Source organism: Xanthomonas sp. A1809, assembly GCF_017746015.1.
GTDB lineage: Bacteria > Pseudomonadota > Gammaproteobacteria > Xanthomonadales > Xanthomonadaceae > Xanthomonas > Xanthomonas euvesicatoria.
Genome location: NZ_JAGHWZ010000003.1, coordinates 373,305 through 392,550, shown reverse-complemented (window position 1 = coordinate 392,550; position 19,246 = coordinate 373,305). Strand labels below are relative to the sequence as shown.

At 65.8% G+C, this 19,246-nt stretch carries 16 protein-coding genes; 2 read left to right on the top strand and 14 right to left on the bottom strand.

From position 1 onward, the window contains the following. Window positions 1-122 precede the first annotated feature (122 nt). The 8 genes from era to rpoE form a co-directional block, all read right to left on the bottom strand. On the bottom strand, window positions 123-1,022 hold the full coding sequence (gene era / locus J7396_RS02760) for a GTPase Era (protein WP_014089686.1): 900 nt from the start codon (window positions 1,020-1,022) through the stop codon (window positions 123-125). Further along, entirely contained in the window at window positions 1,019-1,699 is a 681-nt protein-coding gene (gene rnc, locus J7396_RS02755) for a ribonuclease III (RefSeq protein ID WP_008574282.1), read from the bottom strand. Before rnc ends, era begins: the two co-directional genes overlap by 4 nt. Further along, window positions 1,689-2,096 (bottom strand): DUF4845 domain-containing protein, encoded by a 408-nt coding sequence (locus J7396_RS02750; RefSeq protein ID WP_014089684.1) that lies wholly within the window; start codon window positions 2,094-2,096, stop codon window positions 1,689-1,691. The genes rnc and J7396_RS02750 overlap by 11 nt, the downstream gene beginning before the upstream one ends. Then, window positions 2,097-2,897, bottom strand: coding sequence for a signal peptidase I (gene lepB / locus J7396_RS02745; protein ID WP_007970507.1), 801 nt, complete (start codon window positions 2,895-2,897; stop codon window positions 2,097-2,099). It lies immediately after the preceding gene. Between the two features lie 105 nt (window positions 2,898-3,002). Beyond that, window positions 3,003-4,793 carry a translation elongation factor 4 gene (lepA, locus tag J7396_RS02740; RefSeq protein WP_008576898.1) on the bottom strand — a complete coding sequence of 597 codons (1,791 nt, stop codon included), beginning with the start codon at window positions 4,791-4,793 and terminating at the stop codon, window positions 3,003-3,005. A gap of 190 nt (window positions 4,794-4,983) precedes the next feature. After that, window positions 4,984-6,561, bottom strand: coding sequence for a DegQ family serine endoprotease (locus J7396_RS02735; RefSeq protein ID WP_046931935.1), 1,578 nt, complete (start codon window positions 6,559-6,561; stop codon window positions 4,984-4,986). Between the two features lie 109 nt (window positions 6,562-6,670). Continuing rightward, the gene (locus tag J7396_RS02730) at window positions 6,671-7,567 is read right to left on the bottom strand and encodes an RseA family anti-sigma factor (protein WP_209260923.1); all 897 of its coding nucleotides are present in this window, start codon (window positions 7,565-7,567) and stop codon (window positions 6,671-6,673) included. Next, the gene (gene rpoE, locus J7396_RS02725) at window positions 7,564-8,184 is read right to left on the bottom strand and encodes an RNA polymerase sigma factor RpoE (protein WP_003488227.1); all 621 of its coding nucleotides are present in this window, start codon (window positions 8,182-8,184) and stop codon (window positions 7,564-7,566) included. The genes J7396_RS02730 and rpoE overlap by 4 nt, the downstream gene beginning before the upstream one ends. A 236-nt stretch (window positions 8,185-8,420) precedes the next feature. Here rpoE and J7396_RS02720 point away from each other — a divergent pair, with 236 nt between their 5' ends. Then, entirely contained in the window at window positions 8,421-10,499 is a 2,079-nt protein-coding gene (locus J7396_RS02720) for a 3-hydroxyacyl-CoA dehydrogenase NAD-binding domain-containing protein (protein ID WP_209260922.1), read from the top strand. Between the two features lie 216 nt (window positions 10,500-10,715). On the opposite strand, the gene J7396_RS02715 is transcribed toward J7396_RS02720, so the two are convergent. From J7396_RS02715 to J7396_RS02690, 6 genes are all read right to left on the bottom strand, one after another. After that, the gene (locus J7396_RS02715) at window positions 10,716-11,681 is read right to left on the bottom strand and encodes a cation diffusion facilitator family transporter (RefSeq protein ID WP_029818966.1); all 966 of its coding nucleotides are present in this window, start codon (window positions 11,679-11,681) and stop codon (window positions 10,716-10,718) included. A gap of 215 nt (window positions 11,682-11,896) precedes the next feature. After that, window positions 11,897-12,799, bottom strand: a complete 903-nt coding sequence (gene mmsB, locus J7396_RS02710) for a 3-hydroxyisobutyrate dehydrogenase (protein ID WP_031421779.1) — start codon at window positions 12,797-12,799, stop codon at window positions 11,897-11,899. A gap of 150 nt (window positions 12,800-12,949) precedes the next feature. Next, window positions 12,950-14,137, bottom strand: coding sequence for an enoyl-CoA hydratase/isomerase family protein (locus tag J7396_RS02705; protein WP_209260921.1), 1,188 nt, complete (start codon window positions 14,135-14,137; stop codon window positions 12,950-12,952). Next, window positions 14,137-14,934 (bottom strand): enoyl-CoA hydratase, encoded by a 798-nt coding sequence (locus J7396_RS02700; protein ID WP_209260920.1) that lies wholly within the window; start codon window positions 14,932-14,934, stop codon window positions 14,137-14,139. The genes J7396_RS02705 and J7396_RS02700 overlap by 1 nt, the downstream gene beginning before the upstream one ends. Further along, a complete protein-coding gene (locus J7396_RS02695; protein WP_209260919.1) occupies window positions 14,931-16,112 on the bottom strand; it encodes an acyl-CoA dehydrogenase family protein in 1,182 nt (393 codons plus the stop codon). Before J7396_RS02695 ends, J7396_RS02700 begins: the two co-directional genes overlap by 4 nt. A 10-nt stretch (window positions 16,113-16,122) precedes the next feature. Continuing rightward, window positions 16,123-17,628: a CoA-acylating methylmalonate-semialdehyde dehydrogenase gene (locus tag J7396_RS02690; RefSeq protein WP_209260918.1), complete on the bottom strand. Its 1,506-nt coding sequence runs from the start codon at window positions 17,626-17,628 to the stop codon at window positions 16,123-16,125. Window positions 17,629-17,766: 138 nt separating this feature from the next. Here J7396_RS02690 and J7396_RS02685 point away from each other — a divergent pair, with 138 nt between their 5' ends. Beyond that, entirely contained in the window at window positions 17,767-19,152 is a 1,386-nt protein-coding gene (locus J7396_RS02685; protein WP_209260917.1) for a short-chain fatty acyl-CoA regulator family protein, read from the top strand. The last annotated feature ends 94 nt before the right edge of the window (window positions 19,153-19,246 follow it).

Below are 19,246 nucleotides of genomic sequence, written 5' to 3'. Positions count from 1 at the left end.
AGCGCAGCACGCGAATCTGAAAAATGCGAAAAGCCGCCTCCCCCGCAGTATGCAGACCACCTGCCTGATCCAGCTCTTCCCGGGACCCTGGTCCCGGGTCCCGGGTCCCGGCCTTCCCGGCCTCATTCGTAGCCGAACGCCTTCAGCGCAGCCTCGTCGTCCGACCAGCCTTCGCGCACGCGCACCCAGGTTTCCAGGAACACCTTGGCACCGAACAGGCGCTCCATCTGCAGGCGCGCCTTGCCGCCGATTTCTTTCAAACGGGTGCCGCCCTTGCCGATCACGATGGCCTTCTGGCCTTCGCGCTCGACCCAGATCACCGCACCGATGCGCAGCAGCGCGCCATCTTCGGCGAAGCGCTCGATCTCGACAGTGGTGGCGTACGGCAGCTCTTCGCCGAGCTGACGCATCAGCTGTTCCCGCACCAGTTCGCCAGCCAAAAAGCGCTGGCTGCGGTCGGTGATCTCGTCTTCGCCAAACATCGCCTCGGCTTCGGGCACGAGCTTGAGCAGGTCGCCGACCAACGCGTCCAGGCCCTTGCGCTTGAGCGCGGACACCGGATGCACGGCGGCGAAGGTGCGCCCCTCGCTGACCTGGGCCAGGAACGGGAACAGCGCGGTCTTGTCCTTGAGCCGGTCGACCTTGTTGACCACCAGCACCACCGGCACGCCGGCGTCGCTGAGCACGCGGAACGCCAGCGTGTCTTCCTCGTCCCAGCGGCCGGCTTCAATCACCAGGACCGCCGCGTCCACGCCCTCGAGCGAGCCGCGCGCAGCGCGATTCATCACCCGGTTCATTGCGCGCTTCTGCTCGCGGTGCAGGCCCGGGGTGTCGACCAGCACCAGCTGCCCTTCCGGGAAGGTGGCGATGCCCAGCAACCGATGACGCGTGGTCTGCGGCCGGTTGGAGACGATGCTGACCTTCGCGCCGACCAGGGCGTTGGTCAGGGTGGACTTGCCGACATTGGGCCGGCCGATCACCGCAACGCTACCGCTGCGGTGGGGGGAAGAGGTTTCGCTCACGTGTTTGAATCCAGTTGTGCGATGACAAGAGTCGCCGCCTGTTGCTCTGCGAGGCGACGCGAAGTGCCCTGGCCCTCGGCGCGGGCGACGGGCTGCTCCAGAATGCAGGCGACGTGGAACTGCTTGGCATGCTCGTCGCCGCTCTCGCTGATCAGCGCGTAGGTGGGCAGCGGCAGTTGCCGTGCCTGCAGCCATTCCTGCAGCCGGGTCTTGGGATCCTTTTCTGCCTTGCCCACCGGCAATGCCGCCAGCGACGCTTCGAACCACGGCAGCACCACTGCACGGCAACGCTCGAAACCGCAGTCCAGATAGATGGCTGCGACGATCGCCTCGACCGCATCGGCCAGGATCGAATCGCGCCGGTGACCTCCGGACTTCAGCTCGCCTGGCCCCAGCGTGAGGCGCTCGCCGAGGTTTAACGTGCGTCCGATCACTGCCAGCGCACCTTCGCGCACGAGCTCGGCACGTGCACGGGTCAATGCGCCTTCGTCGGCCTTGGGCCACCGTTGATAGAGCGCCTCGGCGATCAGCAGGTTGACGATGCCGTCGCCGAGAAATTCCAGTCGCTCGTTATGCGGCGTCCCGGCGCTGCGGTGCCGCAGCGCCTGGGCGAGCAGAGCCGGATCGGCGAATGCGTGCCCGATCGGATCACCGCGTTGGAAGGTTCTATTCGACACCGCGCTTCGTCAGATCCTGTGCCGTATCGAACTTGCCGACCACATCCAGATTGCCAACCAGCTCGCGGCGGACTTCGTAATTGACCTTCATGCGCCAGCCACCTTCGATCCGCTCGAACTTGACGTTCTCGCGCTTCACGCTTTCGGACGCATTGATATCGAGCCGCTTGAAGAACATGTCCTGCAATTTGGAAGGATCCATGTCTGCACTGCCAGCCTCGTTGGCAAGGCCCTTCATCGAGGTACGCACTGCGTAATATTCCTGATACATCGGGAACAGCTTCATCCCGATGTACAAACCGAACCCCACTACCGCCAGCACCACCACGAACGACGTCAACGTCATACCGCTTTGCTTGCGCTTCATTGTGCTTCCCCTGGCACGCCGTGCGTGCATTTACTGGATTCCAGTCCCGATCCGCGATGGATCGAAACTCCCCTTGCAGAACCACCCTTCGCAATTGAGCCAGATCAGGAACGCCTTGCCGCGCAGATTGGCCTCCGGCAGAAAGTGCGTCTGGGTCCAGAACCGGCTGTCCTCGCTGTTGTCGCGATTATCCCCCATCACGAAATAGCTGTCCGCCGGTACGGTCCAGTCGCCCTGCCCGGCCGGCATGTTGCGGTCCAGCCATTCCAGCACGGTGTGCGTGCGGCCCGGCAGGTCCTCGACCAGCAGCGTGGTGCCGGTCATCTCGGCGCCCTTGCCCTTGCCGATGTACTCGCCCTTGACCGTGTAATGCATCGGCTTGTCGTTGATGTACAGCGTATCGCCGTGGAAGCCGATCTTGTCGCCCGGCAGGCCAACCACGCGCTTGATCCAGTTCTGGTCCGGCGCGTGCGGCGGCTTGAACACCACCACGTCGCCGCGCTTGGGCTCGCCGGTGGGAATGAACTTGGTATTGGTGATCGGCAGACGGAAGCCGTAGGCGAACTTGTTGACCAGGATGAAATCGCCGATCAGCAGGTTGGGCATCATCGAGCTGGACGGAATCTTGTACGGCTCGGCCACGAAGCTGCGCAGGATCAGCACCACCGCCAGCACCGGGAAAAAGGCGCGCGAGTAATCGATGATCGCCGGCTCGCTGTCCAGCAACCCGGCACGCGCCGCACGGCGCTTGGCCAGAAACAGCTTGTCCAGCAGCCAGATGAAGCCGCTGCCCAGCGTCAGGACAACCAGGATGATTTCAAACCATTTCATTGATGTTCCTTCGGAACGGGATTCGAGATTTGAGATTGGGGATTAGTAAGAGCAAGAGGATGGGCAAGCCGTTGCCAATCCCGAATGACGAATCCCGAATCCCTGCTACTTGTCCATCTGCAGGACGGCCAGGAAGGCTTCCTGTGGAATCTCCACGCGGCCGACCTGCTTCATGCGTTTCTTGCCTTCCTTCTGCTTCTCCAGCAGCTTTTTCTTGCGCGAAACGTCGCCACCATAGCACTTGGCCAGCACGTTCTTGCGCATCGCCTTGACCGTGGAGCGCGAGATGATCTGCGAGCCGATCGCGGCCTGGATCGCCACGTCGAACATCTGCCGGGGGATCAGGTCTTTCATCTTTTCGCACAGCTCGCGGCCGCGACGATCGGCGTGGCTGCGGTGCACGATCAACGACAACGCGTCGACCTTGTCGCCGTTGATCAGCACGTCCACGCGCACGAACGGGCCGGCATCGAACCGCACGAAGTGGTAATCCAGCGAGGCATAGCCACGGCTGACCGACTTGAGCTTGTCGAAGAAGTCCAGCACCACTTCGGCCATCGGCAGCTCATAGCTGATCTGTACCTGGCTGCCCAGGTAGTTGATGCCGATCTGGGTGCCGCGCTTTTCCTCGCACAACTTGATGATGTTGCCGATGTACTCCTCGGGCGTGAGGACGTTGGCGCGAATGATGGGCTCGCGGATTTCCTGCACCAGGTTCAACTGCGGCAACTTGGCCGGGTTGTCCATGTTGATGACCGTGCCATCGGTCTTGAGCACCTCATACACCACGGTGGGGGCGGTGCTGATCAGGTCCAGGTTGTACTCGCGCTCCAGGCGCTCCTGCACGATTTCCATGTGCAGCATGCCCAAAAAGCCGCAGCGGAAGCCGAAGCCCATCGCTTCGGAGCTTTCCGGCTCGAAGCGCAGCGCGGCATCGTTCAAGCGCAGCTTGTCCAACGCTTCGCGCAGATCCGGGTAATCCTCGGCATCGACCGGAAACAGGCCGGCGAACACGCGCGGCTGCATTTCCTGAAAACCGGGCAAGGCGTGCGGCGCCGGGTCGGCCGCCAGGGTCAGCGTGTCGCCGACCGGTGCGCCGTGCACGTCCTTGATGGACGCGTTGATCCAGCCCACTTCGCCGGCGCCCAGCGCGGGCAGCTCCTTACGCTTGGGGGTGAACACGCCAACCTTGTCGACCAGATGGGTGCGCCCGGTAGACATCACCAGGATCTTGCTGCCGGGCTTGATTTCGCCCTGCATCACGCGCACCAGCGAGACCACGCCCAGGTAGTTGTCGAACCAGGAATCGATGATCAACGCCTGCAGCTTGTCGGTCTCGCGCGGCTTCGGCGGCGGGATGCGATGCACGATCGCTTCCAGCACCAGATCGATGTTCAGACCGGTCTTGGCGCTGACAGCGACCGCGTCTTCGGCATCGATGCCGATCACCGCTTCGATCTCGGCCTTGGCGCGGTCGACATCGGCGGTGGGCAGGTCGATCTTGTTCAGCACCGGCACCACTTCCAGCCCCTGCTCCACCGCGGTATAGCAGTTGGCCACCGACTGCGCTTCCACGCCCTGCGCGGCATCCACCACCAGCAGCGCACCTTCGCATGCAGCCAGCGAGCGGCTGACTTCGTAGGAGAAGTCGACGTGCCCGGGGGTGTCGATGAAATTCAGGTGGTAGGTCTGCCCGTCCTTTGCCGTGTACGGCAGGGACACCGACTGCGCCTTGATGGTGATGCCGCGTTCGCGCTCGATCGGGTTGGAGTCGAGCACCTGGGCTTCCATCTCGCGCGCCTGCAAGCCGCCGCACAGCTGGATGATGCGGTCGGCCAGGGTGGATTTGCCGTGGTCGACGTGGGCAATGATGGAGAAGTTGCGGATATTCCGCATTGAATCAGAGGACATTGAGGTGGGCGCCGGCGCAGCCGTCGTCAGGGTAACGCAGCATTATCGCACGGCCGACCCCTCTGGGGCCGGGGATTGGGGAATCGGGATTCGGGAATCGCAAAAGCAGGGGGGCCGCGTAGCGCGGACCCGCTGCTGCCAATCCCGAATCCCAAATCCCCAATCCCGGCCGCCCTTAGCCGCCGGCCTTCAAGGCCACGTAGCTGGTTGCCTTGCCGTCAGTCACCAGCAGCATGACCACGTCGCCCTTCTTGTAGCTGGACAGGGCGCGGTTGAGTTCGGCGACGCTGCCGACCTTGGTCCGGCCGACGCGGGCGATGATCAGGCCCGGCGACAGCGGCGGCTGGGTGCTGCGCGCCGCCGCGCCGGTGACCGCCGCAATGCGCACGCCCTCGCCCGCCTCCAGGCCCAGGCGGCTGCGCTCGGCGGCGGTCAGGTCGGCAACTTGCAGGCCGAGCAATTCCACGCTGGCCGGAGCGCTGGGCTTGGCCTCATCGGCGGCGGTGCGCGGTGCGGCGTTCTCGCCGCCGTCCTGCAGCGGTGCAAGGGTGACCGTCACCTTGCGCGGTTTGCCGTCGCGCAAGACGTCCAGGGTTACCTTGGTGCCAGGCGCCATCAGCCCGATCATTGGCGGCAGATCGCTGGCGACGTCGATCGACTTGCCATTCACTGCACGGATCACGTCGCCCACCTCGATGCCGGCCTTGGCTGCCGGGCTACCGGCCGGGATGTCGTTGACCAAGGCACCACGGCTGTCCGGCAAGCCCAGGCCCTGGGCCTTGAGCGAGTCGATCGGGCCGACCGCCACGCCCAGCATGCCGCGACTCACGTGGCCGGTGGCCTTGATCTGCTCGGCCGCGCTGAAGGCCAGGTCGATCGGGATCGCGAAACTGATGCCCATGTAGCCGCCCGACGCGGAGAAGATCTGCGAATTGATGCCGACCACCTCGCCACGCGTATTGAGCAGCGGGCCGCCGGAATTGCCCTGGTTGATCGCCACGTCGGTCTGGATGAAGGGCACGTAGCGCTGGTCGGCGTAGGGATTGCTACGGCCGGTGGCGCTGACGATGCCGGCGGTGACCGAGTGATCCAGACCGAACGGCGAGCCGATCGCCACCACCCACTGCCCCGGCTTGAGCGTGTTGGAATCGCCCAGGCGCACGGTCGGCAGGCCCTTGGCCTCGATCTTCAGCAGCGCCACGTCGTATTGCTCGTCACTCCCCACCACCTTGGCCTTGAATTCGCGGCGGTCGGTGAGCTTGACGGTCACCTCGCTGGCGCCATCGACCACGTGGTGATTGGTCAGCACATAGCCATCGGCCGAGATGATGAAGCCCGAGCCCATCGACTTGCCGGCGATGCCGCCGTCGTCATCGCCGCCACCCGGCCCCTGCCGCGGACCGCCCGGCATCTGGAAATCCGGCCCGAAGAAGCGGCGGAAGAATTCCGGCATCTGATCGTCATCCGGCATCGCGCCACCACCGCGACCACCCGGGCCGCTGCGCTGCTGACGCGCCATGGCGTCCTTGCGGGTGATGGTGGTTTCGATATTGACCACGCCCGGGCCGACCTGCTCGACCAGATTGGTGAAGTCCGGCAGCCCCGCCACCAGCTGCGGCGCCGGCGTGGCACTGCGGTTGGCGGCAATCGGGGCGAGGTCCTTGGCAGCAGGTGCGGGCTGCTGCGCGCAGGCGGCCAGCGGCAGGGTCATGGCGATCAGGCCGAACATCTGGGTGCGGATGCGATGGTTCATCAGGTTGCCTCCGATGGCAGGGCGACAGGGGCCAGAACCCGCGTAGCAACACGGGCCCGGCACGATAACGGGAGGGAGATTGCCGAACGGATGAAGGCCGGCGACAGGGTCAGTCCTGCGGGGCCTGCGCCGGCGCCGGCCGGTTCGGCGCCGGGCTGGTCACGGCCTGTGGCGCGGGTTCGAACGGATAGAACGCCGTGCCGGGCTGGCTCTGGCGGAAACTGGCATTGAGCGAGCTTTCGCCAGCCCCGGACAGGGCCGCGCGCGGCCACGGGCGTGCCTGCAGCGTGGTATCCGGATGCGTGAACGGGTTGGACGGCGTCGCCGCAACCGCAGATGCAGTGCCCGTGGATGCCGGTGCTGCCGCAGCGACCATACGGGTCGGCGCCTGCTGCTGACGCGCAGCCGCACTGCGTGCGACTTGCTGATTGCGGGTTGCCGCGCCGCGCCGAGTAGACGCCAGCGCAGCGGCAGGCACGGCTGCAGCAAGCGCGGCCACCTCATCCGGCGCCCCAGGAGCCGGTGCGGCCGGCACCTTCGGTGCCTCAGGTCCCTGCGGCGCTTGCGAGGCGGGCGGAAGCTGCGCAGCGGTGGCATAGACGGGGGTTGTTGCAGCACCCGGCGCGGCGGTGTCTGGCAGGCGCTCGCGCGCCAGGAACAAGGCAATTGCCGCGACCGAGGCGGCAATCGCTGCACCGCCGCCCCAGCGCCAACGTGCGCCAGGGCGGGTCGCCGGTTGCGCTTGCGGTGCCGGCTCCTCGGCAATGGCGCTGCGCACACGCGCCGCAAAATCCAGCGGCGCCGGCGCACTGGCCGCACCGCGCAGCACATCGCCGCACAACTGCCAGCGCTCGTGGCAGCCGGCCAATTCTTCGTCGTGGGCCAGACGGCGCAGCAGGAAGCGCGACTCGTCGGCGCTCAACTCGCCGTCGACCAGCGCAGACAGCTGCTGGCGATAGTGAAGCTCGAATTTGTCGGTGGTGGACATGGCAGGGTTCTGGTTCATACGCGGTGTCGCTCACGGGTAGCGCTTTCGGTCTCCAGCAGAGGCCGCAGCTCGATGTCGATGGCCTCGCGCGCCCGGAAGATGCGCGAGCGCACCGTTCCGATCGGGCAATCCATCTTTTGCGCGATTTCGTCGTAGCTCAGGCCCTCCACCTCGCGCAGGGTGATGGCCAACCGAAGTTCTTCCGGTAGCGCTTGGACCGCGCGCATCACCGTTTGTTCCAGCTCCTGTCGCATCAATTCACGCTCCGGGGTATCGGTGTCGCGCAACCGGGTCGCTCCATCGAATTGCTCGGCATCGCTGATCTCGATGTCGTCGGTGGGCGGGCGGCGGTTGTGCGCAACCAGATGGTTCTTGGCAGTGTTGACGGCAATGCGGTGCAGCCAGGTGTAGAACTGGGCGTCGCCACGAAAACTGTTGATCGCGCGGTAGGCGCGCACGAACGTGTCCTGGGCAACGTCCTGGCATTCGCTCCAGTCGGCGATGTAGCGCCCGATCAAGGCAACGATCCGATGCTGGTATTTGCGCACCAGCACATCGAACGCCGCGCTTTCGCCGCGCTGCACGCGCCGGACCAGTTCCAGGTCCAGCTCCTGAGGTGTATCGACTTCGGCCATGTCGGGCCGCACTCCTGTCAGCCCACCGAAGTCGGGCAATGAGACCGCCGTTGAAAAGAAAAGTTCATACCGATCCGTACGACCGTCACGCATCAGGGTAGCGGCAGCGATGCACCGCTGGCGACGCCGCGCGCAACGCGCGGATCTCCCCTGTCGACAGGTATGGGTATTTGACGTGAAGGAAACAACCTCTGGATGATAACGACCTTTCCTTCTATTGCCGGACGGCCAGACGCATGCTTCCAGGTTTCGACGGGCTCCGATTCAGCCATTGGCAGGCCGATCTGCGCGAGGACGGCGTGGTGGTGCTCAGCCTCGATCGGCAGGGCGCACCGGTCAACGCATTTTCGCAGGAGGTGCTGCTGGAGCTGGGCGCCGTGGTCGAGCGGCTGGCACTGGATCCGCCAAAGGGCGTGGTGCTGCGCTCGGGCAAGCCCAACGGCTTCATCGCCGGCGCCGATCTGAAGGAATTCCAGGAATTCGATCGCAAGGGGACGGTCAACGATGCCATCCACCGCGGGCAGCAGGTCTTCCAGAAGCTGGCCGAACTGCCCTGCCCGACCGTCGCGGCGATTCATGGCTTCTGCATGGGCGGCGGTACCGAAATCGCGCTGGCCTGCCGCTACCGCGTGGCCTCCGATGACGGCAGCACCCGCATCGGGCTGCCGGAGACCAAGCTGGGCATCTTTCCCGGCTGGGGCGGCAGCGCCCGCTTGCCGCGCCTGATCGGTGCGCCGGCCGCGATGGATCTGATGCTCACCGGCCGCACGGTATCGGCCAAGGCTGCGCGCGCGATGGGGCTGGTCGACAAGGTCGCCGCGCCTGCCATGCTGGTGGATGTGGCAGCCAGCCTGGCGCTCGCCGGCACCACGCGTGCGTTCAAGCAGCGCGCCACTGCGTGGGCCACCAATACCTTGCTCGCGCGCAAACTACTGGCGCCGCAGATGCGCAAGCAGGTGGCGCGCAAGGCGCGCAAGGAGCATTACCCGGCGCCCTACGCCCTGATCAACGTCTGGGAGCGGGCGGGCGGCAGCGGCATCCAGGCGCGCCTGGCGGCCGAGCGCAAGGCGGTGGTCAAACTTGCCAGCACGCCGACCGCACGCAACCTGATCCGCATCTTCTTCCTGACCGAGCGCCTGAAAGCGCTGGGCGGCAAGGACGCAGCCGGTGCGGCGGCCCCGATTCGCCATGTGCATGTGATCGGCGCCGGCGTGATGGGCGGTGATATCGCGGCCTGGGCGGCTTACAAGGGCTTCGAGGTCACGTTGCAGGACCGCGAGCAGCGTTTTATCGATACGGCGCTGACACGTGGTGGCGAGCTGTTCGCCAAGCGCGTCAAGGACGATGCCAAGCGGCCGGCAGTGGCCGCGCGGCTGCGCGGCGACCTGGCCGGCGCGGGCGTGACGCAGGCCGACCTGGTGATCGAGGCGATCATCGAAAACCCGCAGGCAAAGCGCGATCTGTACCAATCGATCGAGCCGCAACTCAAGCCGGATGCCTTGCTGACGACCAATACCTCGTCGATTCCGCTGACCGAATTGCGTGGCCACATCCAGCGCCCGGCGCAATTTGCCGGCCTGCACTACTTCAACCCGGTGGCGATGATGCCGCTGGTGGAAATCGTGCAGCACGATGGTCTGGATCCGGCCAACGTCGCGCGCCTGGCTGCGTTCTGCAAGGCCTTGGACAAGTTCCCGGTGCCGGTGGCCGGCACGCCGGGATTCCTGGTCAACCGGGTGCTGTTCCCCTACCTGCTCGAGGCGGCCACCGCGTATGCCGAAGGCATTCCTGGCCCGGTGCTGGACAAGACGGCGGTGAAGTTCGGCATGCCGATGGGGCCGATCGAACTGATCGACACCGTGGGCCTGGATGTGGCGGCGGGCGTAGGCGCGGAGCTGGCGCCGTTCCTGCGTTTGCCCATCCCGGCGGCACTGGCGACCGTGGAAGCCGGCAAGCGCGGCAAGAAGGACGGCCAGGGCCTGTACAAGTGGGAGAACGGACGCGCCGTCAAACCCGAGGTTGCCAGCGGCTACACCGCACCGGCGGATCTGGAAGACCGCCTGATCCTGCCGCTGCTCAACGAAGCGGTGGCCTGCCTGCACGATGGCGTGGTGGCCGACGCAGACCTGCTGGACGCCGGGGTCATCTTCGGCACAGGCTTCGCACCTTTCCGTGGCGGCCCGATCCAGTACATCCGCAGCGTCGGCGCAGACGCGCTGCTGGAGCGCCTGCACGCGCTGCATGCACGCTATGGCGAACGCTTCGCGCCGCGCCCGGGTTGGGACTCGCCGTTGTTGCGGGAAGCGGTGGCCTGAGGCCGGCAGGCATCTATCGACAAGTCTGATTTGCAAGAAGGCTGCCGTTGGCAGCCTTCTTTTTTGCGCCAAGACCGCAGCGTGCAGATGCTGGCACCGATTACCTGGCAGTCGGAGTCGATCTGGATATGTCGCGCCAGGGCCGGACAGGTGCGGTGGATTGCGCAGGTCGAAACGCGCTGATTCGATGACCTGCCGACCTGCTGCTACCAGAGGTTAATGATGGGAATGCCCATGCGCATGACTGTGCCCATGGTGCGCGTCATGGCCAGCGTCTGCAGCCGGCTTTGGTGTGCCGCAGGGTTCAGTGCCGCAGTGGCCGCTTTCCACCTGCAAGGTGACGTGGGCGATGTCGAAGCGGTCGTGCAACAGGGCGCCGAGCGCATCACGCAGGCGGTCGCGGTCGGTGGCCTCGTTGACCACCACGTGCGCGGTGAGCGCGGGCGTGCTGGAGGCCAGCGCCCAGACGTGTAGGTCATGCACGTCTTCGACGCCGGGATGGCTGGTGAGTGCCTGCTGCACCTGGGCCAGGTCGATCCCCTTGGGCACGCCTTCGAGCAACACGTTGATCGCTTCGCGCAGCAACACCCAGGTGCGCGGCAATACCCACAGGCCGATCAGCACGGCCAGCACCGGGTCGATCCATTGCCAGCCGGTCCAGCGGATCAGCAGGGCACCGATGATCACTGCCACCGAGCCGAGCATGTCGCTCCAGACCTCCAGATAGGCACCCTTGACGTTAAGGCTTTCGCCGCTGCCGGCGTGCAGCAGCTTCATGGCGACCAGATTGATCACCAGGCCGAAGCCGGCGATCAGCAGCATGCCGCTGTACGCGATGTCCTGCGGAGCGCGGAAGCGTTGCGCGGCCTCCCACAGGATGTAGCCACCCACTACGAACAACAGCGCGCCATTGGCCAGTGCGCCAAGCGCTTCGAGCCGCACATAGCCATAGGTGCGACGCGCGTCGGCCGGACGACGACTCAAGCGCACCGCGACCAGCGCGATCATCAGGCCGACGGTGTCGGTGGCCATATGCGCAGCGTCGGACAGCAGCGCCAGGCTGTTGGTCACGAATGCGCCGATGATCTCTGCCAGCAGGAAGGTGGCGGTCAACCCCAGTGCCCACCACAAGGGGGCTTCGTGACGGATTTCGCTGGGTGCGTGGTTGTGGTCGTGTCCCATGGGTGTCGTGGCCTGCTGCAATGCGCGCACCTTAGGCGCACGCGATGGCGGAGACTATTACACCTGCGCGTAATGACATCACATCACGCGAGTCGTGCAGCGGGCCGCACAAGGCGCAGTGGTTGCGCTATTTGCGGGGCGAAAGAAGTCACGCTCTGGAAGCATGCCCCCTCGCACCGCCAATCCAACACTCCGCGGCGCGAGCGGATCGCCTGTTATATCTTGGCGACCAGCTTGACCACGCTGGAAAAATCCAGCGCCCCGTTGCCTGCCTGGCTGTTCATCGCATACAGGTTGCGCGCCAGCTCACCGAGCGGAATCGAGACGCCGGCCTGCACCGCCGATTCGGCAACCAGGCCCAGATCCTTGAGCATCAGGTCGTTGCCGAAGCCGCCGCTATACCCACGCGACGCCGGCGCATTGGGCAGCACGCCGGGCCACGGGTTGCACACCTCGGTAGCCCAACTGCGGCCGGTACTGACCGCCATCATCTGCGACAGCACCGCAGGGTCCAGGCCCTGCGCGACGCCAAGCGCCAGCGCTTCACCGGTGGCGGCCATGATCACGCCCAGGGCCATGTTGTTGCATAGCTTGGCGACCTGCCCTGCCCCGTTGTCGCCGACATGGAAGATGTTCTTGCCCATGGCCTGCAGCACCGGGCGGGCGCGCTCCAGCGCATCGGCAGCGCCGCCGACGATGAAGGTCAGCGTGCCGGCTGCAGCCCCGGCCGTGCCACCGGAGACCGGGGCGTCGAGCATCGTCAGGCCACGCGCCTTGGCCGCATCGGCCACCCTGCGCGCAGACACCGGCGCGATGGTGCTGCAGTCGATGACTAGGGCGCCATCCGGGATCTGCGCCAGGATGCCGGATTCGCCCAGGTACACACCTTCGACGTGGCGGCTTGCAGGCAGCATCGAGATCACGACCTCGGCATCGGCCAGCGTGTCCTGCGCGGAGCTGGCAGCATGCGCACCAGCCGCCGAGGCAGCCTCCAGGGCGGCCGGTGCGAGATCGAATACCCGCAGCTGATGCCCGGCCTTGATCAGATTGGCAGCCATTGGCCCGCCCATATTGCCCAGGCCGATAAAAGCGATCTTGCTCATGGTGTCGGTTTCCAAAATAGGACCATCTTCAACAGATGGCCGGGATCATCGCGGATTGGGCGCGCGGAGCCACCGCCGGTTTTCAGCTGCGACGACGCAGGTCAGAGATGGCAACCGCACTGCAATCCGACGTGAGCCGAACGTGCTTCGCAAATTGCCAGCCACTCACTGCACACCCAGCTCGCCTGCCCCCAGATCGGCAAGCGGATGCGATGCAGGCGACCAGGGCGCAACAAAGAAGGCTGCGGCCCACTGCGCATCGGCTGCTTCCAGCGACGCCGGTTGCCAGTGCGGTTGACGATCCTTGTCGATCAACAGCGCGCGGATGCCTTCGGCAAAATCGCCGTGCGCCGCCGCATGCAATGCGACCACGTATTCGGTACGGAAGGTGTCGGCCAACGTCGTGGTGCCCGCATGGCGATGCAGCTCCCAGGCAAGGCGTGCCGAGCCCGGAGCACCCGCGGCCAAGGTGGCACGTGCAGCCTGCAGCCAGCCGTCTTGGCTTTGCAGCGCGAGGATCGCAGCGACAACGTGCTCCAGTGATTCGCCGGCCACCAACTGTTCGATCAACTGTGCGTGGACTTGCAGCGGGCCCGGCTCGGTCGGTTGCGCGATGCCATGCAGAAATGCACTGAGCTGGGTGCGGTCGTTGTCCGCATTGCCTGTCCATGCGTGCGCGCTCAGCGCATCCAGCACTGCTGCGTACTGCGCATGCTCCAGGCGCACATCTGCCAGCCCCACGTAAATGGCATCACTGGCATCCAGCGGCGCGCCAGTCAGCGCCAGAAACAGGCCGGCCCCCTGGGGCACGCGGCGTAACAGCCAGCTGCCACCCACATCGGGAAACAGCCCCACGCTGATCTCCGGCATGGCAAGTCGCGAGCGTTCGGTGACCACGCGATGGCTGGCGCCGGACATCAAGCCGATGCCACCGCCCATCACGATGCCGTGGCCCCAGCACAGCAGCGGCTTCGGATAGGTATGGATGCGGTAGTCGAGCCGGTATTCCTCTTCGAAAAATGCGGCCGCCTGCGCGTTGGCCTGCGGCGCTGCGCGTCGCGCTGCACTGTCGGGCACTGCATCGCGGTGCGCACGCATGCTCTGGTACAGGCCATGCAGATCGCCACCTGCACAGAACGCTTTTTCGCCGGCGCCACGCAACACCACGCATGCGATCTGCGCATCGTCGGCCCACACGCGCAACTGCGTCTCCAGTTGCCGGGTCATCTGCAGCGACAGGCCGTTGAGCGTCTTGGGCGCATTCAAGGTGGCAATGCCGATGCGATGCCCATCGGCGCACGCACGCTGCTCGAACAGCACCGGTGCCTCGTCGGTTGCGCTGACCTGCCCCATCAGCGGTTGCTCCACTGCGGCGCGCGCTTGTCCAGAAACGCAGCCACACCTTCGGCCTGATCGGCGTGCTCGAACAGATCGACGAAGGCTTCGCGCTCGGCAATCAACGCCGCTGCGTGGGTGCCATGGCGCGTGGACTGCACCAGCTGCTTGCACGCCGCCACACTGACCGGGCTCTGCTTGCCGGCACGTTGCGCCCATGCAACCGCCAGCGCGCGCGACTCGCCCTTGCCGACCACCTCTTCCACCAGGCCGATGCGCTGCGCGGTTGCCGCATCGATACGTTCGCCCAACAGGATCATGCGCTTGGCCCAGCCCTCGCCCACCAGACGCGGCAGGTTCTGGGTGCCACCGGCACACGGCAGCAAGCCAACGCTGGCTTCGGGCAACGCGAGCTGTGCATGCTGCTCGGCAATGCGCAGATCGCAAGCCAATGCGCACTCCAGCCCGCCGCCCATCGCATAGCCGTTGATGGCGGCAATCGACACGCCGCGGAACGCACTCAAGGCTTCGAATGCTTCGCCGAACCGGCGCGCCGCCTGGCGTGCATTGGCCTTGTCGCCGTCGGCGAACTGCTTGAGATCGGCCCCGGCGCTGAAGAACTTATCGCCTTCGCCGGTGATCACCAGCGCATAGATGCTGCGATCGGCATCCAGTGCGCGCACCAGGTCGCGCAGGGCCGCCAGGCTGTGCACGGTCCAGGTGTTGGCCGGTGGGTTGCTCAAGGTCACGATGGCCACGTGCCCATCGCGCTCGACCTGCAGACCGGTATGGAGACGTCCTTCCCAATCGCTCATCGCAAGTCCTCCTCGCCATTGAGCAGGTGACGCGCCACGATCATGCGCATCACCTCGTTGGTGCCTTCCAGAATGCGGTGCACGCGGCTATCGCGCAGCAAACGCTCGATCGGGTATTCGCGGATATAGCCGTATCCGCCATGGATCTGCAAGGCATCGTCGCAGATGGCAAAGCCGGCATCGGTGGCGAAGCGCTTAGCCATCGCACACCACACGGTGGCGTCGTGGCTGCCGGCATCGAGCTTGCGCGCGGCGGTGTGCACCATCTGCCGCGCGGCCACCAGCTGCGTGGCCATGTCGGCCAACTTGAACTGCAATGCCTGGAAATCGGCCAGTTTCTTGCCGAACTGGCGCCGCTCGCCCATGTAGCGACGTGCGGCATCCAGCGCGCCTTGCGCGGCGCCCAACGAACATGCGGCGATATTGATGCGGCCACCATCCAGCGCCTTCATCGCCATCTTGAAGCCTTCGCCTTCCTTGCCCAGCAGGTTCTCGGCCGGAATACGCACGTTTTCGAAGCTCACACCGCGCGTCGGCTGGCTGTTCCAGCCCATCTTCTCTTCCTTGCGACCGTAGCTGATGCCAGGCGCATCGGCCGGCACCACGAAGGCGCTGATGCCACGCGCACCGTCTTCGCCGGTGCGTGCCATCACCACCAGCACGTCGGTTGCGCCGGCACCGGAAATGAAGGCTTTGCTGCCATTGAGCACATAGCTGTCGCCGTCGCGCTGGGCGCGCGATTTCAGCGATGCCGCATCCGAGCCGCTGCCCGGTTCGGTCAGGCAGTACGAGCCCAGCTTGGCGCCGCTGGTCATCGCCTGGCCCCACTGCGCGCGCACCGTCTCGGTGCCGTAGCTGGCGATCAACCAGGTGGCCATGTTGTGGATGCTGATGAACGCCGAGGTGGATGGATCCACCGTGGCCAGTTCTTCGAACACCACTGCGGCATCGAGGCGGCGCATGCCCAGGCCGCCCACGCCTTCGTCGGTGTAGAGACCGCAAAAGCCGAGCTCGGCGGCCTTGGCGATGGCCTCGCGCGGGAAGTGACCTTCTGCGTCCCACTGCGCTGCATGCGGGGCGAGTTCCTTGTCGGCGAAGTCGCGCGCGGCAGCGCGGAAGGCTTCCTGCTCGTCGTTCAAATCGGCCGCGTTGGGGTGGAGCTGGATGGCTGCATTCATGGCGATCGGGTCACTTGAGGGAGATGGTGGTGTTGACGCCATGGGCCAGCGTCTGATCGTCGAACCAGCGCGCGGTCACGGTCTTGGTCTGGGTGTAGAACATCACCACCTGCTTGCCGTACGGGCCCAGGTCGCCGAGCTTGGAAGCGCGCGAGCCGGTGAAGGAAAACAATGGCACCGGCACCGGAATCGGCACGTTGATGCCGACCTGGCCCACATCGATGTCTTCCTGGAAACGCCGCGCAGCCGCGCCGGACTGGGTGAACAGCGCCGTGCCGTTACCGTTGGGGTTGGCGTTGACCAAGGCGATGGCCTCGTCCAGCGTGGCGGCTTCCAGAATCACCAGCACCGGCCCGAAGATCTCTTCGTCGTAGATCCGCATGCCGGGTTTGACGCCGGAAAAGATGGTCGGGCCAACAAAGTTGCCCTGCTCGAAACCCGGCACCTGTGGCGCGCGGCCATCCAGTTCCAGGGTGGCGCCCTGCTCCACGCCGGAGGCGATCAAGCCTTCCACCCGCTCGCGTGCGGCGCAGGAAATCAGCGGACCGACCTCGGTGCCCGGCGCGTTGCCGGCGCCGATCTTCAAACTCTTGGCCTTGGCCACCAACTCCGGAATCCAGGTACGGGCGTCACCGACCAGGACCAGCGTGGAGGCGGCCATGCAGCGCTGCCCGGCGGCGCCGAACGCGGCACCGACCATCGCATTGAGCGTCTGCTCGCGGTTGGCGTCGGGCAGCACCACGGCGTGATTCTTGGCGCCCATCATGCATTGCACGCGTTTGCCGCCCAGCGAGGCACGTCGATACACGTGCGTGCCCACCTTGGTGGAACCGACAAACGACAACGCCTTGATGTCGGGGTGATCGCACAGCGCATTGACCACTTCCTCGCCGCCATGCACGACGTTGAGCACGCCCTTGGGAATGCCGGCTTCCAGCGCAAGTTCCACCAGCCGCATGGTCACCATCGGGTCTTGCTCGGAGGGCTTGAGCACGAAGGTGTTGCCGGTCGCAATCGCCATCGGAAACATCCACAGCGGAATCATGGCCGGAAAGTTGAACGGGGTGATGCCCGCGCACACGCCCAACGGCTGCAGCAGGCTATAGGTATCCACGCCGGTGGCGACATTGTTGGCCAGCTCGCCCAGTTGCAGGTTGCCGATCGCCGCGGCGTGCTCCACCACTTCCAGGCCACGGAACACATCGCCTTCGGCATCGGCCAGGGTCTTGCCCTGCTCGGCGCTGAGCAGCGCAGCCAGTTCGGGCATGTGTTCCCGGATCAGCTGCTGGTATTTGAGAAAAATACGCGCCCGGGTGCCAATCGGCGTCTTGCGCCAGGTCACGAAGGCGCGGCTGGCCGCCGCCACTGCGGCATCCACTTCGGCGGTGGTGGCGAACGGCACCTGGGCCAGCACCGATTGGTCGGCCGGGTTGACCACGTCCTGCCACTGCGTGCTGGCGGACACCACCAACTCGCCATCGATCAGCAGGGAGACGCGGGGGACGGATTGGCTCATTGCAGGGCTCGCTTGTTGAGAAGGACATCGGGCCGTTGCAGGCCAATACTTCGCATTGTTTGCATCGACACCCTCCATTCCCAGCCCGCGATTGCTTAATCGCGCTAAGCTGGCGACACAATTTTGCGAATCTTGCGAATGCCCCAGTCGCACGCTCAACTCCGCCACCAGCTTGGGCTGCGCCTGCAGCGGCTGCGCCAGCGCCATGGCCTGACCCAGGCCGAGCTGGCGCGCCGGCTCGAGCTGTCGCCGAGCTATCTCAACCAGATCGAGCGCAATCAGCGCCCGCTCACCCTGGCCATCCAGCAGCGGCTCAAGAGCGCGCTGGGCGACCTGGACGGCCTGCTGGACCTGGACGACCCGGCCGCACTGGTCGAGCCGCTGGACGCATCGCTGCGCAGCCTGGGCCATACGCTGTTGCCGGCCGAGCTGCGTGCGCTGACCGGCAATCTGCCGCAGGTAGCGCAGGCGCTGCTGGACCTGCACCGCGCCCATCAGCATCTGCTCGAACGCAACGCAGCGCTGGAGCTGCAGATCGGGGTCGAGCACGCGGCAATCCCATCGCTATCGCCCGGCGAGCAGGTGCGCGACTACTTCAACCGCGCGCACAACTATCTGCCGGAACTGGACGAGCGCGCCGAAGCGCTTTACGCCGAACTTGGGTTGACCCCGGAAAATCTGCCGCTGCGGCTGCGCCAACGCCTCGCCGATCGCCACGGCCTGCTGGTGCAGGACGCTCCCGACCTGCACAGCGACAAACGCAGCATGGATGCGCAAGCCCGTGTGCTGTGGCTGCCGGCGCACTTGCGGCCGGGCCAGCAGGCATTTCAGATGGCCGCACAGCTGGCCTTGCTGGAGTGCGCGCCGCTGCTGGACGCGCGCATTGCCGATGCCGGTTTCGAGGACGCCGAGCGCATCGCGCTGTCGCGGATTGGCCTGTCGAACTATTTCGCCGGCGCGCTGGTGATGCCCTACAGCGCGTTCCTGCACAGCGCGCAAACCTCGCGCTACGACATCGAATGGCTGGCCGACCGCTTCGAAGTGGGCTTCGAAGCGGTGTGTCACCGGCTCAGCACCTTGCAGCGGCGCGGGGCAGCCGGTTTGCCGATCTTCTTCATGCGGGTGGACCGCGCCGGCAATGTCTCCAAGCGCCACTCGGCCACCGATTTCCATTTCTCGCATGTCGGCGGCGCCTGCCCGCTGTGGATCGTGTACGAGGCGTTCAACCAGCCTGACCGCATCCTCACCCAGATCGCGCGCATGCCCGACGGCCGGCGCTATTTCTGGCTGGCCCGCCAGGTCAGCAGCGGCCCGCCCGGGTATGGCCGCCCGCGCAAGACCTTTGCCCTGGCAATGGGCTGCGACCTGCGCCACGCCGATCAGTTGGTGTATGCGCGGGGTTGGGATCTGAACGCGGTCGACGATGCGGTACCGATCGGCCCGGGCTGCCTGACCTGCGAACGCAGCGACTGCGTGCAGCGCGCGTTTCCTGCGCTGCCGCGCCTGCCGGCACGCGCGCGTTAGCGAGTTGGCGGAAGTGGATCTGGTTGTCGGACGTAGCCGTGCGTCGGCCCGCGATCGCAACGACAGACACACTGCACCTGGGCTATTGCATTGG

Excerpts from the sequence above, each read along its gene's own strand:
- J7396_RS02750 (WP_014089684.1), bottom strand. The coding sequence starts at position 2,096 with ATGCACGCACGGCGTGCCAGGGGAAGCACAATGAAGCGCAAGCAAAGC.
- lepB (WP_007970507.1), bottom strand. The coding sequence starts at position 2,897 with ATGAAATGGTTTGAAATCATCCTGGTTGTCCTGACGCTGGGCAGCGGC.
- lepA (WP_008576898.1), bottom strand. The coding sequence starts at position 4,793 with ATGCGGAATATCCGCAACTTCTCCATCATTGCCCACGTCGACCACGGC.
- J7396_RS02735 (WP_046931935.1), bottom strand. The coding sequence starts at position 6,561 with ATGAACCATCGCATCCGCACCCAGATGTTCGGCCTGATCGCCATGACC.
- J7396_RS02730 (WP_209260923.1), bottom strand. The coding sequence starts at position 7,567 with ATGAACCAGAACCCTGCCATGTCCACCACCGACAAATTCGAGCTTCAC.
- rpoE (WP_003488227.1), bottom strand. The coding sequence starts at position 8,184 with ATGGCCGAAGTCGATACACCTCAGGAGCTGGACCTGGAACTGGTCCGG.
- J7396_RS02720 (WP_209260922.1), top strand. The coding sequence starts at position 8,421 with ATGCTTCCAGGTTTCGACGGGCTCCGATTCAGCCATTGGCAGGCCGAT.
- J7396_RS02715 (WP_029818966.1), bottom strand. The coding sequence starts at position 11,681 with ATGGGACACGACCACAACCACGCACCCAGCGAAATCCGTCACGAAGCC.
- J7396_RS02705 (WP_209260921.1), bottom strand. The coding sequence starts at position 14,137 with ATGGGGCAGGTCAGCGCAACCGACGAGGCACCGGTGCTGTTCGAGCAG.
- J7396_RS02700 (WP_209260920.1), bottom strand. The coding sequence starts at position 14,934 with ATGAGCGATTGGGAAGGACGTCTCCATACCGGTCTGCAGGTCGAGCGC.
- J7396_RS02695 (WP_209260919.1), bottom strand. The coding sequence starts at position 16,112 with ATGAATGCAGCCATCCAGCTCCACCCCAACGCGGCCGATTTGAACGAC.
- J7396_RS02690 (WP_209260918.1), bottom strand. The coding sequence starts at position 17,628 with ATGAGCCAATCCGTCCCCCGCGTCTCCCTGCTGATCGATGGCGAGTTG.
- J7396_RS02685 (WP_209260917.1), top strand. The coding sequence starts at position 17,767 with ATGCCCCAGTCGCACGCTCAACTCCGCCACCAGCTTGGGCTGCGCCTG.